This window comes from Pseudomonas glycinae, from assembly GCF_001594225.2.
Classification (GTDB): domain Bacteria; phylum Pseudomonadota; class Gammaproteobacteria; order Pseudomonadales; family Pseudomonadaceae; genus Aquipseudomonas; species Aquipseudomonas glycinae.
On record NZ_CP014205.2, the window covers coordinates 2789756 to 2804585 of the forward strand.

Annotated in this window: 18 protein-coding genes; 6 read left to right on the forward strand and 12 right to left on the reverse strand. The window is 62.5% G+C overall.

All coding sequences use genetic code 11. From position 1 onward, the window contains the following. Window positions 1-112: 112 nt before the first annotated feature. The 4 genes from AWU82_RS12590 to AWU82_RS12605 are packed head-to-tail and all read right to left on the reverse strand — an operon-like array spanning window position 113 to window position 2526. Complete coding sequence (locus AWU82_RS12590) at window positions 113-400, reverse strand: DUF167 domain-containing protein (RefSeq protein ID WP_039767931.1); 288 nt, start codon at window positions 398-400, stop codon at window positions 113-115. Next, complete coding sequence (locus AWU82_RS12595) at window positions 397-987, reverse strand: YggT family protein (RefSeq protein WP_011336374.1); 591 nt, start codon at window positions 985-987, stop codon at window positions 397-399. Before AWU82_RS12595 ends, AWU82_RS12590 begins: the two co-directional genes overlap by 4 nt. Window positions 988-997: 10 nt before the next feature. Next, window positions 998-1816: a pyrroline-5-carboxylate reductase gene (gene proC / locus AWU82_RS12600; protein ID WP_064380095.1), complete on the reverse strand. Its 819-nt coding sequence runs from the start codon at window positions 1814-1816 to the stop codon at window positions 998-1000. A 23-nt stretch (window positions 1817-1839) separates the two neighbouring features. Then, a complete protein-coding gene (locus tag AWU82_RS12605; protein ID WP_064380097.1) occupies window positions 1840-2526 on the reverse strand; it encodes a YggS family pyridoxal phosphate-dependent enzyme in 687 nt (228 codons plus the stop codon). Between the two features lie 56 nt (window positions 2527-2582). On the opposite strand from AWU82_RS12605, the gene AWU82_RS12610 reads away from it, so the two are divergent. After that, window positions 2583-3617, forward strand: a complete 1035-nt coding sequence (locus AWU82_RS12610; protein WP_039767934.1) for a type IV pilus twitching motility protein PilT — start codon at window positions 2583-2585, stop codon at window positions 3615-3617. Window positions 3618-3792: 175 nt separating this feature from the next. Here the strand turns inward: AWU82_RS12610 and AWU82_RS12615 are convergent, their stop codons facing one another. Then, on the reverse strand, window positions 3793-4410 hold the full coding sequence (locus AWU82_RS12615; RefSeq protein WP_039767935.1) for a C40 family peptidase: 618 nt from the start codon (window positions 4408-4410) through the stop codon (window positions 3793-3795). Between the two features lie 249 nt (window positions 4411-4659). Here AWU82_RS12615 and AWU82_RS12620 point away from each other — a divergent pair, with 249 nt between their 5' ends. Next, entirely contained in the window at window positions 4660-5094 is a 435-nt protein-coding gene (locus AWU82_RS12620; protein WP_064380099.1) for an NINE protein, read from the forward strand. Between the two features lie 108 nt (window positions 5095-5202). Here AWU82_RS12620 and AWU82_RS12625 read toward each other — a convergent pair whose 3' ends face one another. From AWU82_RS12625 to gshB, 7 genes are all read right to left on the reverse strand, one after another. Further along, window positions 5203-6474, reverse strand: coding sequence for a dihydroorotase (locus AWU82_RS12625; protein ID WP_064380100.1), 1272 nt, complete (start codon window positions 6472-6474; stop codon window positions 5203-5205). Further along, the gene (locus AWU82_RS12630) at window positions 6471-7475 is read right to left on the reverse strand and encodes an aspartate carbamoyltransferase catalytic subunit (RefSeq protein ID WP_007913665.1); all 1005 of its coding nucleotides are present in this window, start codon (window positions 7473-7475) and stop codon (window positions 6471-6473) included. Before AWU82_RS12630 ends, AWU82_RS12625 begins: the two co-directional genes overlap by 4 nt. A gap of 27 nt (window positions 7476-7502) precedes the next feature. Then, window positions 7503-8006, reverse strand: coding sequence for a bifunctional pyr operon transcriptional regulator/uracil phosphoribosyltransferase PyrR (pyrR, locus tag AWU82_RS12635; RefSeq protein WP_007953335.1), 504 nt, complete (start codon window positions 8004-8006; stop codon window positions 7503-7505). Between the two features lie 81 nt (window positions 8007-8087). After that, the gene (gene ruvX, locus AWU82_RS12640) at window positions 8088-8525 is read right to left on the reverse strand and encodes a Holliday junction resolvase RuvX (protein WP_007953334.1); all 438 of its coding nucleotides are present in this window, start codon (window positions 8523-8525) and stop codon (window positions 8088-8090) included. Next, window positions 8525-9097, reverse strand: a complete 573-nt coding sequence (locus AWU82_RS12645; protein WP_064380103.1) for a YqgE/AlgH family protein — start codon at window positions 9095-9097, stop codon at window positions 8525-8527. The genes ruvX and AWU82_RS12645 overlap by 1 nt, the downstream gene beginning before the upstream one ends. Before the next feature lie 59 nt (window positions 9098-9156). After that, window positions 9157-10056 (reverse strand): energy transducer TonB, encoded by a 900-nt coding sequence (locus tag AWU82_RS12650; RefSeq protein ID WP_011336367.1) that lies wholly within the window; start codon window positions 10054-10056, stop codon window positions 9157-9159. Window positions 10057-10162: 106 nt separating this feature from the next. Then, complete coding sequence (gene gshB, locus AWU82_RS12655; protein ID WP_064380105.1) at window positions 10163-11134, reverse strand: glutathione synthase; 972 nt, start codon at window positions 11132-11134, stop codon at window positions 10163-10165. A 225-nt stretch (window positions 11135-11359) separates the two neighbouring features. Here gshB and pilG point away from each other — a divergent pair, with 225 nt between their 5' ends. Genes pilG through AWU82_RS12675 form a run of 4 tightly spaced genes read left to right on the forward strand, consistent with a single transcriptional unit; the run spans window position 11360 to window position 14814 of the window. After that, complete coding sequence (pilG, locus tag AWU82_RS12660) at window positions 11360-11764, forward strand: twitching motility response regulator PilG (RefSeq protein ID WP_007953330.1); 405 nt, start codon at window positions 11360-11362, stop codon at window positions 11762-11764. Window positions 11765-11824: 60 nt separating this feature from the next. Continuing rightward, on the forward strand, window positions 11825-12190 hold the full coding sequence (pilH, locus tag AWU82_RS12665) for a twitching motility response regulator PilH (RefSeq protein ID WP_011336365.1): 366 nt from the start codon (window positions 11825-11827) through the stop codon (window positions 12188-12190). Window positions 12191-12200: 10 nt separating this feature from the next. Further along, window positions 12201-12740 carry a chemotaxis protein CheW gene (locus AWU82_RS12670; protein WP_064380107.1) on the forward strand — a complete coding sequence of 180 codons (540 nt, stop codon included), beginning with the start codon at window positions 12201-12203 and terminating at the stop codon, window positions 12738-12740. A gap of 13 nt (window positions 12741-12753) precedes the next feature. Further along, window positions 12754-14814 carry a methyl-accepting chemotaxis protein gene (locus AWU82_RS12675; protein WP_064380108.1) on the forward strand — a complete coding sequence of 687 codons (2061 nt, stop codon included), beginning with the start codon at window positions 12754-12756 and terminating at the stop codon, window positions 14812-14814. Window positions 14815-14830 lie beyond the last annotated feature (16 nt).

Sequence of the window (14830 nt, forward strand, 5' to 3'; positions counted from 1 at the left end):
TGCGCTCGTTCCCACGCTCCGCGTGGGAACGCCTCATTGGACGCTCCGCGTCCGCTTCGGCGGGGGACGCGGAGCGTCCCGGGATGCATTCCCACGCAGAGCGTGGGAACGATCAGCTGACTAGTCCGGGCAGATCCGGCAACTTCTTCGGCGAGCAGATCTTCACCCGCTTCTGCCGGTTCAGCTCACCACTGAGCAAACTGACCTGGCTTTTGGAAACCCCAAAAGCCTTGGCCAGAAACCCCATCAGGTAGGCATTGGCCTTGCCCTCGACCGGCGGCGCGGTCAGGCGGATTTTCAGGCGATCACCGTGCAGCCCGCAGAAATCATCGCTGCGGGCGGCCGGTTGCAGGTGACATTCCAGAATCAGGTCGTCACCGTCCCAGCGAAACCAGCTCACATCAGCAGGCGCAGGATTTCCGGCATCATCGTCATCGCCGCGAGGTTGTTGATCACCAGCATGTCGATCAGCTTCAGCACGAGGAAGGCGAAGATCGGCGACAGGTCCAGACCGCCGAGGTTCGGCAGGATGCGGCGGAACGGCGCCAGGGCCGGTTCACAGATCTGGTTCACCAGCTCGGCGCCCGGATTGTGGCTGCCAGGTGCGACCCAGGACAGGATGATGCTGATGATCATGGCCCAGAAGAAAATCTTCAGGAACAGCGCCGTCACGCCGATCAGCGACCAGATCAACAGTTGCAGCGGGTTACCGGTGGTGCCGTAGGTCAGCAGCAGGGTCAGCGCCATCAGCGCCAGTTGCACGAGGATCGCCAGCACCAGCGACGACATGTCGAGGCCGAACAGGCTCGGGATGATCCGGCGCAGTGGCTTGAGCAACGGTTGGGTGGCCTTGACCACGAACTGGCACAGCGGGTTGTAGAAGTTCGCCCGCACCAGTTGCAGGACGAAGCGCAGCAGCACGATCAGCAGGTACAGGCTGCCGAGGGTTTGCAGCACGTAGACCGCTGCGGTGTTCAATCCAATCATGTAAGGCTCCTTATTTGCCCAGTTGTTCGGCCATTTCGGCCGAGCGGTGCGCGGCGGCGCCGAGTGCTTTTTCCACCAGGGCTTCGAAGCCGCCGGTCTGGAACGATTTGATCGCAGCTTCCGTGGTGCCGGCCGGCGAGGTCACGCGGCGGCGCAGTTCGGCCGCGTCGACGTCGCTGGACACCGCCATGTGCGCGGCGCCCAGCGCGGTCTGCAAGGTCAGCTGCTCGGCGGTTTCCTTCGGCAGGCCGAGTTTGACGCCGGCGGCGGTCATGGCTTCGATCAGCAGGAAGAAGTACGCCGGGCCGGAACCGGAGACAGCGGTGACCGCGTCCAGTTGCTGCTCTTCGTTCAGCCACAGGGCGATGCCTACGGCGGACAGCAGTTCTTCAGCCTGTTGGCGTTGTTCGGCGCTCACTTTGCCTGTGGCGTACAGGCCGCTCACGCCCTGACGCAGCAGCGCCGGGGTGTTCGGCATGCAGCGCACGATCGGCTGCTCGCCGAGCCAGGCCGTCATGCTGGCGCAGGTGATGCCGGCGGCGATGGAGACCACCAGTTGATTCGGTTTCAGGCTTGGGCGAATCGCTTCGCACACAAGCTTCATGGCTTGTGGCTTGACCGCCAGTACCACCACGTCGGCGCCGTCGATGGCCTGGGCGTTGTCGGCGAAGGTTTCGACGCCATGTTCGGCGCTGACTTTGGCGCGGGTTTCTTCACCCGGATCGCTGGCGCGGATGTGTGCAGCTTCCAGACCCTTGGCCCGCAGGCCGCCGATCAGGCTGGCGGCCATGTTGCCGGCACCGATAAAGGCAATACGTGTGTTGCTCATGTCAGGTCCTTATCTGGAAATGGTCAAGATTGGGAATAGTCGCGGGCGCCGAACAGGGCCGTACCGATACGGACCCAGGTCGCGCCCTGGGCAATGGCCGACTCGAGGTCGTGGCTCATGCCCATGGAAAGTGTGTCGAGCGGCAGATCGAGGCTGGCCTGCAACTTCTGAACGGCGGCGAATGCAGCGTCCTGCTCGGCGCGATCGTCGGTCGGCTCGGGAATCGCCATCAACCCGCGCAGCTTCAGGCGCGGCAGGGCGCTGATGGCCTGGGCCAGGGCTGGCAGATCCTGCGGCGTGCAGCCGGACTTGCTGGCTTCACCGCTGACGTTGACCTGAATGCAGATGTTCAGTGGCGGCAGATCCGCCGGGCGTTGTTCGGACAGGCGTTGGGCGATTTTCAGACGATCCACGGAGTGCACCCAGGCGAAATGCTCGGCAATCGAGCGGGTCTTGTTCGACTGAATGGGGCCGATGAAGTGCCAGATCAAGGGCAGGTCGGCCAGTTCGAGCTGTTTGCTCAAGGCCTCTTGCAGGTAGTTCTCGCCGAAGTCGCGCAGGCCGGCGGCGTACGCTTCGCGCAGGGCTTGTGCCGGTTTGGTCTTGCTCACGGCCAGCAGCTGGACGCTGTTTTCATCGCGCCCGGCGGCTTTGGTCGCTGCCTGGATGCGCGAACTAACCTGGAGAATGTTGTCTGCTATCGTGGACATCAAGAGGCGCCAGCGGTCTGAAGGTTCGCGGCATTCTACTGGAATTGAGGGACGCTATGGATATCACTGAACTGCTGGCCTTCAGCGCCAAACAGGGCGCTTCCGACCTGCACCTGTCGGCCGGTCTGCCGCCGATGATTCGCGTGGATGGCGATGTACGGCGGATCAATCTGCCGGCGCTGGATCACAAGCAAGTGCACGAGCTGATCTACGACATCATGAACGACACCCAGCGGGTGGACTTCGAGAAACATCTGGAAACCGACTTTTCCTTCGAAGTCCCCGGGGTGGCGCGCTTTCGGGTCAATGCCTTCAACCAGAACCGGGGCGCCGGGGCGGTGTTCCGGACCATTCCGTCGAAAGTGCTGACCATGGAAGACCTGGCCATGGGCGACGTCTTTCGCAAGATCACCGATGCGCCGCGCGGGCTGGTGCTGGTGACTGGGCCGACCGGCTCCGGCAAGTCGACGACGCTGGCGGCAATGATCGATTACCTCAACACCCATCGCCATCACCACATCCTGACCATTGAAGACCCGATCGAATTTGTCCACGAATCGCGCAAATGCCTGATCAATCAGCGCGAAGTCCATCGCGATACCCGCAGTTTCGCCACCGCATTGCGTTCGGCGCTGCGTGAGGATCCGGACGTGATCCTGGTGGGCGAGATGCGCGATCTGGAAACCATCCGCCTGGCGCTGACCGCCGCCGAGACCGGGCACCTGGTGTTCGGAACGCTGCACACCACCTCGGCAGCCAAGACCATCGACCGTGTCGTGGACGTGTTCCCCGGGGACGAAAAGTCCATGGTGCGCTCGATGCTCTCGGAATCGTTGCTGGCGGTGGTGTCGCAGACGCTGATCAAGAAGATCGGCGGCGGCCGGGTGGCGGCGCACGAGATCATGCTGGGAACGTCGGCGATCCGTAACCTGATCCGCGAGGACAAGGTGGCGCAGATGTATTCGGCGATACAGACCGGCGGCTCGCTGGGGATGCAGACACTCGACATGTGCCTGAAGGATCTGGTGACCAAGGGCTTGATCAGCCGCGAACATGCACGTGAGAAGGCGCGTACGCCGGATAACTTCTAGGCAAAAAAAATCGCAGCCCGTGGGCTGCGATTTTTTGTTCTGATCGTTCCCACGCTCTGCGTGGGAATGCAGCCCGGGACGCTCTGCGTCCCTGCCGAAGCGGACGCGGAGCGTCCATTGAGGCATTCCCACGCGGACGGTTCGACGCCTCGACGTGGGAACGATCGGTATGGTGTTAGCGCTGAACGACGCGCATCTGCCCCTGTTCTTTCGGCAATACGCGTTTGGCCACCACGTAATGCTTTTCCCAGTACGGCTTGTTCAGTGTGTCGATGCTCACCGCTTTGCCGCGCCGTGGTGCATGGATGAAACGGTCGTTGCCCAGGTAGATGGCAACGTGATTGACCCGACGGCTCTTGATGTTGAAGAAAATCAGGTCGCCCGGCTTCAGGTCCTTGCGTTCGACTTTCTCGCCGTGACCGCTGGCCATGGCGTTCGAGGTGCGTGGCAGGTCGAACGTGGCGTCGTTGAACGCGTATTTCACCAGACCGCTGCAGTCGAAGCCTTTACTCGGGCTGCTGCCGCCCCAACGGTATGGCGTACCGAGGACGTTTACCGCGCGACTGAGGACATTACTGCTTTCCTTGGTCGCCATCGGTGGCACCAACTTGCTGCGGCCGGTGCTGCTCAGCGTGGTGTGCTTGACCTGTTTGCCTTTGTTCGAAGGAGCAGAGGCATGGGATTTAGGGGTGAAACCGTTAACGTTGGGAAGACGTTGCTCACGATTGGTGGCGTGGGCGGCCAGTGGCATTAATAGGCAAATGGTTAGCCATGTCTTGAAAAATGGACGCATTAGGCAGGGCTCTTGGTGTGTTAGCGCGCAACTTTATAACAGCTTTTTTGTCACTTCCGAGGCCGTTGGTCGATTCAATCGGGTGCCAACGGAACCAAATAAGCGGCAAAAAGACGCAATTGTCGGACAGAAGTCCGGTGCTATAAGGCTTTGACGGGACACACGGTAGCATTTGCCATACGTCGGCTACCTGTAAAAAAGTCACAAAGAATTAAAGAATATTTATCTATCGCGTGTATCGAGGTCTTAATGAACGGCTATCAACTGCCCCGTGTGAAGGAAAAAGACACCCATAGCAAGGTGATCGGCTACCTGTTGTGGATTTTCGGTTTCACAGGCTCACACCGCTTCTATTACGGCAAACCGGTGACTGGCACGATCTGGTTTTTCACCTTTGGATTGCTGGGGATCGGCTGGCTGATCGACGTGTTCCTGATCCCGGCGATGGACCGCGAAGCCGACCTGCGTTTCGCGGCGGGCCCAATTGAATACAACGTGGCGTGGATCCTGCTGACCTTCCTCGGCGCGCTCGGCGTGCACCGGATGTATCAGGGCAAGTGGATCAGCGGCCTGCTGTACCTGCTGACCGGCGGGTTGTTCTTTATTGGCGTGCTGTATGACTTCTGGACGCTGAACGATCAGGTGTCGGTGCGTAATGCCGAAGGGCGCGGTGCCTTTCAGTAAGTCATCGCTGGCAAGCCAGCTCCCACATGTTCTGTGTGTAACCTGGGATTTGTGACTGCACAAATCCCTGTGGGAGCGAGCTTGCTCGCGATTGGGGGCAACTCGGTATCAAGCCTGATGGCTGATCCGGCCATCCACCAAGGTGTAACGCACCACACCCGGCAGGCTATGGCCGAGGAACGGGCAGTTCTCGCCCTTCGACAGCCAGGTTTCGCCGGCAACGGTCGAAGCCTTCGGATCGAACAGCACGATATCCGCCGCGCCACCCACCGCCAGTTTGCCCGCCGGCAGGCGCAGGGCTTCGGCCGGGCCGGTGCTCAGGCGGGCCAGCAGGGTCGGCAGGTCCAGCAGACCATCCTCGACCAGCGTCATCGCCAGCGGCAGCAACAGCTCGACGCTGCTGATACCGGGCTCGGTCGCGCCGAACGGTGCCAGTTTGGCATCGCGCTCGTGGGGCTGGTGATGGCTGGAAATCGCCGAGACCACGCCGGACTTCACCGCTTCACGCAGGCCGTCGCGGTCGGCGCGGGTGCGCAGCGGCGGTTGCACGTGATACAGGCTGCTGAAGTCGATCAGCGCTTCGTCCGTCAGGATCAGCTGATACAGGGCGACATCCGCCGTGACTTTCAAGCCACGAGCCTGGGCCTGAGCGATCAGGGCCACGCCGCGAGCGCTGGTCAACTGGCTGAAGTGCGCGCGCACGCCGGTCTGTTCGACCAGCAGCAGATCCCGGGCCAAAGCCACGGTTTCAGCGGTTTCCGGAATGCCCGGCAGGCCGAGGAAGCTAGCGGTGGCGCCTTCGTGGGCCAGGCCGCCGTCGGCCAGGTCGTGATCCTGCGAGTTGAAAATCACCGTCAGGTCGAACGTTGCCGCGTAATCCAGCGCCCGGCACAGGGTGCGGGTGTTGCGGAAGCTTTCCAGGCCGTTGCCGAACGCTACGCAACCGGCGTCGCGCAGGGCCACCAGTTCGGCCAGCTGTTCGCCATCCAGACCTTTGCTCAGCGCGCCGATCGGGAACACTTTGGTGTTGCCGGCCTCGCGGGCGCGGTCGAGGATCAGTTCGGCCACGGCCGAGGTGTCGAGTACCGGTTTGGTTTTCGGCGGGCAGCACAGGCTGGTCACGCCGCCGGCCGCTGCGGCGCGGGTTTCGCTGGCAATGGTGCCTTTGCGGCTGTAGCCCGGCTCGCGCAGGGCGACGTTCAGGTCTACGAGGCCTGGAGCGGCGACAAGGCCTTGGGCATCAATGGTTTCGACGGCGGTGAAGCCGGCCGGTGCCGCGCCGAGGGCGACGATCTTGCAGGCTTCAACGTGAATATCGGTGATTTGATCCAGGCCGCTGCTTGGATCGATGACGCGGGCGCCGAGAATGCTGAGCTTCACTGGGCGTTCTCCTGCTCGAATTGGCGCTGGGCAGTCTGTCCGCTCATGGCCATCGACAGCACGGCCATACGGATCGCGATGCCGTAAGTGACTTGATTGAGGATCACCGAGTGCGGGCCGTCGGCCACCGCCGACTCGATCTCCACGCCGCGGTTGATCGGCCCCGGGTGCATGACGATGCAGTCGGGCTTGGCGCCGGCCAGGCGCGCGGTGGTCAGGCCGAACAGGCGGTAGAACTCGCCTTCGCTCGGCAGCAGGCCGCCGGTCATGCGCTCACGCTGCAGGCGCAGCATGATCACCACGTCGACGTCTTTCAGGCCTTCGGTCATGTCGGTGTAGACCTTCACGCCGTATTGCTCGATGCCGATCGGCAGCAGGGTCTTCGGTGCGATCACGCGGATGTCCGGGCAGCCGAGGGTCTTCAGGGCGAGCATGTTCGAGCGCGCCACCCGCGAGTGCAGGATGTCGCCGACGATAGCCACCGAGAGGTTTTCGAAGCCACCCTTGTGGCGGCGGATGGTCAGCATGTCGAGCATGCCCTGGGTCGGGTGCGCGTGCCGGCCGTCGCCGCCGTTGATGATCGCCACTTGCGGGCAGACATGTTCGGCGATGAAGTGCGCGGCGCCCGAGTCACCGTGGCGCACGACGAACATGTCGGCGGCCATGGCTTCGAGGTTGCGCAGGGTGTCGAGCAGGGTTTCGCCCTTGCTGGCCGACGAAGTCGACACGTTCAGGGTGATCACGTCCGCCGACAGCCGCTGGGCCGCCAGTTCGAAAGTGGTGCGGGTGCGGGTCGAGTTTTCGAAGAACACGTTGCACACGGTCTTGCCGCGCAGCAACGGGACCTTCTTCACGGCCCGGGCACCGACTTCGAGGAACGAGTCGGCGGTGTCGAGGATTTCCGTCAGCAACTCGCGGCGCAGGCCGTCGAGCGAGAGGAAGTGGCGCAGCTGGCCCTGATCATTGAGCTGCAGCGGGCGCTTGGTATCTAGAGGCGTCATCGCGAGGGGGACTCTCAATAGGGCGGATTAAAGGGCAAGGTCTTGTAGTTCGAGGGCCAGCTCCGGCCCGGACAGCTTGACCCGCTCGTGGGCGGCCAGCGACAGGGTCGCGCCGACCACGTTCGGGCGGATCGGCAGTTCGCCGGCGTCCAGGTCCAGCAGGCAGACCAGCGTCACGCTGGCCGGGCGGCCGTAGTCGAACAGTTCGTTCATGGCGGCGCGGATGGTCCGGCCGCTCATCAGTACGTCGTCGATCAGCACCAGATGCTGGCCTTCGATTTCGAAGGGCAGGGCGGACGGGCGCACTTGCGGGTGCAGGCCGTTCTGGCTGAAGTCGTCGCGGTAGAAGGAAACATCCAGCGTGCCCAATGGCGCGTCGCTGCCCAGCTCTGCGAGCAGAGCCTGGGCGACCCAGACGCCGCCGGTGCGGATGCCGATGTAACGCGGTTCGCTGATATCACGCTGGGCAAGGTGCGCCTTGAGGCGGGTCGCCATCTGGCTGATCAGATCGGCGGGATTGGGCAGGCTCATGGTTGCTCCTTCTTGGGGTCGAGCCGGTTCTCGCGAACCGTGGCTCGGGTTGTAACCAAAAGAAAAGCGCCGTAGCGCTTGTCAGGATTCAAATAGTGCGGTGTTTTCGTCGAGCCAGCCTTGCAGCAGCAGGGCGGCGGCGATGGCGTCCACCGGGTTGTCGCGGTAACTGCCTTTCTGTCCGCCGCGCACCAGTCGCTCGCCCTTGGCTTCGAAGGTCGTCAGGCGTTCGTCGTGGGTATAGAAAGGCAGGTTGAAGCGGCCATTGAGGCGACGGGCGAATTTCTCGGCGCGGGCGCACATCTCGCTGGGCGTACCGTCCATGTTCAGCGGCAGGCCGACCACCACGGCGTCGGGTTTCCATTCCTTTATCAGGGCTTCGACCTGATTCCAGTCCGGTACACCGTTCTGCGCCTTCAAGGTGCACAGTTCGCGGGCCTGGCCGGTAATCACCTGGCCGACCGCCACGCCGATCTGTTTGGTGCCGTAGTCGAAGCCGAGGATCAGGCGCAGGGCCATCAGGCGTGTCCTGCCTGGCTGGTCAGCAGGCTGAGGTTGATCCCCAGGTGCCTGGCCGCCGCTTCCAGGCGCAGTTCACTGCTGGTATTGAACAGGATGTCGGCGTCGTACGGGCAGGTCAGCCAGGCGTTGTCGGCCAGTTCGGCCTCCAGTTGCCCGGCTTCCCAGCCGGCGTAGCCGAGAGTGATCACGCTTTTCGCCGGGCCCACGCCGTCGGCGATGGCGAACAGCACGTCCTGCGAGGTGGACAGGGCCAGATCGCCCTCCAGCTCGACGGTAGCCTGGAATGTCTGGCCGGCCGGGTGCAGGACAAAACCGCGATCAGTCTGCACCGGGCCGCCGATGAAGATCGGCACATGCTGGCACAGCGCTGGCGGATCGATGTCCGGGCGCAATTGTTCGAGGATGTCGGCCAGATTCAGCTCTTGCGGTCGGTTGACCACCAGCCCCATGGCGCCATTGGCCGTGTGCTCGACGATGTAGGTCAAGGTGTGGGCAAAGTTCGGGTCGGCCATGTGTGGCATGGCGATCAGGAAGTGATGCTTGAGGTAGCTGGGGCTGACGTTTTTCATGTGCGCTAGTGTGGCGTTCGGGGGGCGAACTGACAAGCTGGAGCGGGCAAAAGATCGGCTCAGTTACTGGACAGCCGGTCGCCCCGGGCGAATTTCCAGGTGCGGATGATTTCCAGTCGGTCGATGTCCGACAGGTCCCCGGTAAACGGTGCGAACGGTGCCGCCAGCCGCACGATGCGTTGCGCCGCTTGATCCAGCAGCGGCTGGCCGGAGGACTCCAGCACCAGCACTTCATACAGCGAGCCGTCGCGGTTGATCGACACCATCAGGCGCAGATTGCCGTAGATCTGCTTGCGCCGGGCTTCGTCGGGGTAATTGAGGTTGCCGATGCGCTCGACCTTCTTGCGCCATTCATCCTTGTACCAGGCGCCCTTGTCGCGCATGGTCGACGCGGCGCTGAGGCGGTGGATACGCGGGCGCTTGGCGTACAGCTGTTGTTCGTTGGCCAGTTCGGCTTCGAGGCTGGCAATGTCGCTGGAGAGCTGCGAGCTGTCGAAGGTCGGGGCGTCGACCGTCGGTTTGGTCTCGGTCTTGGCTTCTTCTTTCTTGGTCGGCGCCTTTTTCGGTTTCGGCGCGACGGTCGTCACTGCTGCTTTGGGTGCGGCTTCCTGCACTTCCGGCTTGGCGGCGGGCGGCGGGGTGACTTTCTTGACTTCGTTTGCCTGGAACGGCGCGACCTCGGTGGTCTTGGGGATCGCCTTCTTGTCGAGGGTACCGCTGCCTTCCTGGTTTTCCTGGGCGAGGAAATCGGCCTTCGCCGGCTTCTTTTCGCTCTTGAAGGTGGCGAGGGTGATTTCCAGGGTTTTGCTGATCTGCTTGGGCTCGACCATGGTGAAACCCACGCCGAGCAGCAGCGCCAGATGGATCAGCGCCGCGAGAAACAGGGTAAATCCGAGGCGATCGACCGGGCGCACGCCTTTATGGGCGAGTTCAGCGGGCAGATCGGACGGAAGTGTCATTCGAGAAAAACCAACATCGCGTTTTTACGGGCTCGGCATGATAACGCAATGTTGGTTTTTAGCTGCAAGCTTGAAGTCTCAAGCGACAAGCTGCACACCACTGGCTTTAAGCTTGCGGCTTGCGGCTCGACGCTTGCAGCTTGCCTTCGATCGCATCCATCAGCAGGCCGCCGATGTCGGTGCCGAAGGCATTGTCGATTTCGCGGATGCAGGTCGGGCTGGTGACGTTGATTTCGGTCAGGTGCTCGCCGATCACGTCCAGGCCGACGAACAGCAGGCCCTTCTCGCGCAAGGTCGGGCCGACCTGGGCGGCGATCCAGCGATCCTTGTCGGTCAACGGACGGGCTTCGCCACGGCCGCCGGCCGCGAGGTTACCACGGGTTTCGCCCTGGGCCGGAATCCGCGCCAGGCAGTAATCCACCGGCTCGCCGTCGATCATCAGGATGCGCTTGTCGCCGTCCTTGATCGCCGGCAGGTAGGCCTGGCCCATGATCTGCTGGGCGCCGAGGGCGGTCAGGGTTTCCAGAATCACCGACAGGTTCGGATCGCCGGCGCGGTGACGGAAGATCGAAGTGCCGCCCATGCCGTCCAGCGGCTTGAGGATCACGTCGCCATGTTTGGCGGCGAACTCACGCAGCACGTCGGCGCGGCGGCTGACCACGGTCGGCGGCGTGCACTGCGGGAACAGCGTGGCGAACAGCTTTTCGTTGCAGTCGCGCAGGCTCTGCGGCTTGTTGACCACCAGCACGCCGGCGGACTCGGCCTGTTCGAGCAGGTAGGTGGAGTAGACGAACTCCATGTCGAACGGCGGATCCTTGCGCATCAGGATCACGTTCAGGTCGCTCAGCGGCGAATCCTGCTCGGTGCCCAGTTCGAACCATTTTTCCGGGTTGGCGAAGACTTTCAGCGGCTTCATCCGCGCCCGTGCCTGGCCTTCACCCTGGTAAAGGTCTTTCTGTTCCATATAGAACAGTTCCCAGCCGCGCTTTTGCGCCGCCAGCAGCATGGCCAGCGAGCTATCCTTTTTATAGGAAATGCTGGCGATAGGGTCCATGACAATCCCGACGCGAACGCTCATTGGGTTTTCCTCGAAAATTGGCTACCGGATCGGTATGAAAAAAGTGCCGCCAGAGTGGCGCCGGGCGGGTTTTCGGTCAAGGAAAAACCCGTCGATAGATTGCATCTGGAGACTGTGCTAAAAAGGCTGCCATGTCGTGCTGGCCCTTGAACATCAAGGGTTTCCAGCCATTACGCATCGCAAAACGGACAAATTGATTCGCAAAGGCGACGGTAGAGCCCCCTTATGGAACAGCAGTCCAGCGCCTTGAAGGTCATGGTGATCGACGACTCGAAAACGATTCGTCGCACCGCCGAGACCCTGTTGAAAAATGCAGGGTGCGAAGTCATCACCGCGATCGACGGTTTTGACGCCCTGGCGAAGATCGCCGACCACCATCCCGGGATCATCTTTGTCGACATCATGATGCCGCGTCTGGATGGTTATCAGACCTGCGCTTTAATCAAGAACAACAACGCGTTCAAGGGCACGCCGGTGATCATGCTGTCGTCCCGGGACGGGCTGTTCGACAAGGCCAAGGGGCGGATTGTCGGTTCCGATCAATTTTTGACCAAGCCTTTCAGCAAGGAAGAACTGCTCGACGCGATTTCGGCCCATGTTCCGGGCTTCGCTGCCGCTTTGCCGCAGTAAGACACGCACAGAGACGCTCGGCCAGCGGGCCCGGTGTCGACAAGAAAAATGGGGAAGACCATGGCACGTATCCTGATCGTCGACGATTCGCCGACCGAAATGTACAAACTCACCGGCATGCTGGAAAAGCACGGGCACGAAGTGCTGAAAGCCGAAAACGGCGCCGACGGCGTGGCCCTGGCCCGTCAGGAAAAACCCGATGCGGTACTGATGGACATCGTCATGCCCGGCCTCAACGGCTTCCAGGCCACCCGTCAGTTGACCAAGGATGCGGAAACCAGCCACATCCCGGTGATCATCATCACCACCAAGGATCAGGAGACCGACAAGGTCTGGGGCACCCGCCAGGGCGCCAGGGACTACCTGACCAAGCCGGTCGACGAAGACACGCTGATCAAGACCCTGAACAACGTGCTGGCCGGTTGATCGCGCCGCCATGAGCGAGTCGCTGACCGCGTTCGAACTGTTGTGGCAGATCGACCAGCGCTGTCGCCTGCTGGCGGCGGACCTGCCGTCGCAACCGGCGCGCCAGGATCGCTGGAGCGGCATCGGCTTTCGTCTGGGCGAGCACTGGTACGTCACGCCGATGGGCGAAGTCAGCGAAGTGCTGCCCGAACTGCGTGTCACTCAGTTGCCGGGCGTCAAGCCTTGGGTCAAAGGCGTGGCCAACCTGCGCGGGCGGCTGCTGCCGGTCATGGACCTGTGCGGATTCTTCGGCCATGAGCTGTCACCGATGCGCAAGCAGCGGCGGGTATTGGTGGTAGAGCATCAGGACGTGTTTGCCGGTGTGCTGGTCGATGAGGTCTTCGGTCTGCAGCACTTCGATCAGGACAGCTTCGAACCCGTCTCGATCCGTAAACGGCAAGGCTCCAAGGGCGAGTTCGTCAAAGGGTATTTCCGGCGCGAGCAGAACTGGCGGGTGTTCAGCCTGTTTGCGCTGGCGCAGTCACCGAGTTTCATGCACGTCGCGGTTTAACAGGCGAGGACCGATGATCAAAGCAAAAACAGGCAAGCCCGCAGAAGGCTCGCGCAGCCGCTCGCAGATCATCGTGCTGTTTATCGCACTGATCGTGTTCATCATGCTGCTGTTCGCCAACTTCGCTTACCTCAACACCCAGGCCAACTACGACAAGCAGTACATCGGCCACGCCGGCGAGCTGCGGGTGCTGTCGCAGCGGATCGCCAAGAACGCCACCGAGGCTGCCGCCGGCAAGGCCGCCGCGTTCAAGCTGCTCAGCGATGCGCGCAATGATTTTGCCCAGCGCTGGGGTTATCTCAAGAAGGGCGACCCGAGCACCGGCCTGCCGCCGGCGCCGTCCGTCGTGCGCCCGGAAATGCGCGCCGTGCAGCTGGACTGGGAACGCCTGCTGAAAAACACCGACGCGATTCTCTCCAGCGAACAGACCGTGCTGTCGCTGCATCAGGTGGCCGCGACCCTGGCCGAAACCGTGCCGCAATTGCAGATCGAATACGAAAAGGTCGTGGAAATCCTCCTGCAACGCGGCGCCCCGGCGGCGCAGGTGGCGATGGCCCAGCGTCAGTCGCTGCTGGCCGAACGGATTCTCGGTGCGGTGAACACCGTGCTCTCGGGCGATGAAAACTCCCAGCAGGCTGCCGACGCGTTTGGTCGCGACGCCGCGCGCTTCGGTCAGGTGCTCAATGGCATGTTGCAAGGCAACCCGGCGCTGAAGATCAGCCAGGTCGAAGACCGCGACGCCCGTGCGCGTCTGAGCGAGATTTCCGAGCTGTTCCAGTTCGTGTCCGGTTCGGTGGATGAAATCCTTGAAACCTCGCCGGAGCTGTTCAAGGTCCGTGAGTCGGCCACCAACATCTTCAGCCTGTCGCAGACCCTGCTCGACGAAGCCTCGCACCTGGCCAGCCGTTTCGAAAACCTGGCAGGCGGGCGCAGCACCGACACCATCGGCGGTTATGTGCTGGGCCTGCTGGCGCTGGCCTCGATCATTCTGATCGGCATGGTCATGGTCCGGGAAACCAACCGTCAACTGCGCGAGACCGCCGAGAAAAACGAGCGCAACCAGAACGCGATCATGCGCCTGCTCGACGAGATCGAAGACCTCGCCGACGGCGACCTGACCGTGACGGCCTCGGTGACCGAAGACTTCACCGGAACCATCGCCGACTCGATCAACTATTCCGTCGACCAGTTGCGTGATCTGGTCGCCACCATCAACCTCACCGCCGGCCAGGTCGCCGCAGCGGTGCAGGAAACCCAGGCCACCGCCATGCACCTGGCCCAGGCCTCGGAGCATCAGGCCCAGCAGATTTCCGAAGCCTCGACCGCGATCAGCGACATGGCCCAATCGATCGATCAGGTGTCGGCCAACGCCGCTGAATCCTCGGCGGTGGCCGAGCGTTCGGTGGAGATCGCCAACAAGGGCAACGAGGTGGTGCACAACACCATCCACGGCATGGACAACATTCGCGAACAGATCCAGGACACCGCCAAGCGCATCAAGCGTCTGGGCGAGTCGTCCCAGGAGATCGGCGACATCGTCAGCCTGATCGATGACATTGCCGACCAGACCAACATCCTCGCCCTCAATGCCGCGATTCAGGCGTCGATGGCCGGTGATGCCGGGCGCGGTTTTGCCGTGGTAGCCGACGAAGTCCAGCGGCTGGCGGAACGTTCGTCCGCCGCGACCCGACAGATCGAAACGCTGGTGCGGGCGATCCAGACCGACACCAACGAAGCCGTGATTTCCATGGAGCAGACCACCACCGAAGTGGTGCGCGGCGCGCGGCTGGCGCAGGATGCCGGTGTGGCCCTGGAAGAAATCGAAGGCGTGTCCAAGACCCTCGCGGCGCTGATCCAGAGCATTTCCAACGCGGCGCAGCAGCAGACGTCTTCGGCCGGGCAGATTTCCCTGACGATGAACGTGATCCAACAGATCACCTCGCAGACCTCGTCCGGCTCCACGGCCACCGCCGAGAGCATCGGCAACCTGGCGAAAATGGCCAGCCAGTTGCGGCGCTCGGTGTCCGGGTTCACCTTGCCGACGACGCCTGCGCCCGTCGCGGACAAGGCGTGAGGCCTGCGGGCGAGTT

Coding starts and splice junctions, on each gene's coding strand:
- AWU82_RS12605 (WP_064380097.1), bottom strand. CDS start 2,526: ATGTCCACGATAGCAGACAACATTCTCCAGGTTAGTTCGCGCATCCAG.
- AWU82_RS12670 (WP_064380107.1), top strand. CDS start 12,201: ATGAGCGAGTCGCTGACCGCGTTCGAACTGTTGTGGCAGATCGACCAG.
- AWU82_RS12650 (WP_011336367.1), bottom strand. CDS start 10,056: ATGACACTTCCGTCCGATCTGCCCGCTGAACTCGCCCATAAAGGCGTG.
- AWU82_RS12610 (WP_039767934.1), top strand. CDS start 2,583: ATGGATATCACTGAACTGCTGGCCTTCAGCGCCAAACAGGGCGCTTCC.
- AWU82_RS12620 (WP_064380099.1), top strand. CDS start 4,660: ATGAACGGCTATCAACTGCCCCGTGTGAAGGAAAAAGACACCCATAGC.
- AWU82_RS12595 (WP_011336374.1), bottom strand. CDS start 987: ATGATTGGATTGAACACCGCAGCGGTCTACGTGCTGCAAACCCTCGGC.
- AWU82_RS12645 (WP_064380103.1), bottom strand. CDS start 9,097: ATGAAAAACGTCAGCCCCAGCTACCTCAAGCATCACTTCCTGATCGCC.
- pilH (WP_011336365.1), top strand. CDS start 11,825: ATGGCACGTATCCTGATCGTCGACGATTCGCCGACCGAAATGTACAAA.
- pilG (WP_007953330.1), top strand. CDS start 11,360: ATGGAACAGCAGTCCAGCGCCTTGAAGGTCATGGTGATCGACGACTCG.
- ruvX (WP_007953334.1), bottom strand. CDS start 8,525: ATGGCCCTGCGCCTGATCCTCGGCTTCGACTACGGCACCAAACAGATC.
- pyrR (WP_007953335.1), bottom strand. CDS start 8,006: ATGAGCCTGCCCAATCCCGCCGATCTGATCAGCCAGATGGCGACCCGC.
- AWU82_RS12675 (WP_064380108.1), top strand. CDS start 12,754: ATGATCAAAGCAAAAACAGGCAAGCCCGCAGAAGGCTCGCGCAGCCGC.
- AWU82_RS12615 (WP_039767935.1), bottom strand. CDS start 4,410: ATGCGTCCATTTTTCAAGACATGGCTAACCATTTGCCTATTAATGCCA.
- AWU82_RS12630 (WP_007913665.1), bottom strand. CDS start 7,475: ATGACGCCTCTAGATACCAAGCGCCCGCTGCAGCTCAATGATCAGGGC.
- proC (WP_064380095.1), bottom strand. CDS start 1,816: ATGAGCAACACACGTATTGCCTTTATCGGTGCCGGCAACATGGCCGCC.
- gshB (WP_064380105.1), bottom strand. CDS start 11,134: ATGAGCGTTCGCGTCGGGATTGTCATGGACCCTATCGCCAGCATTTCC.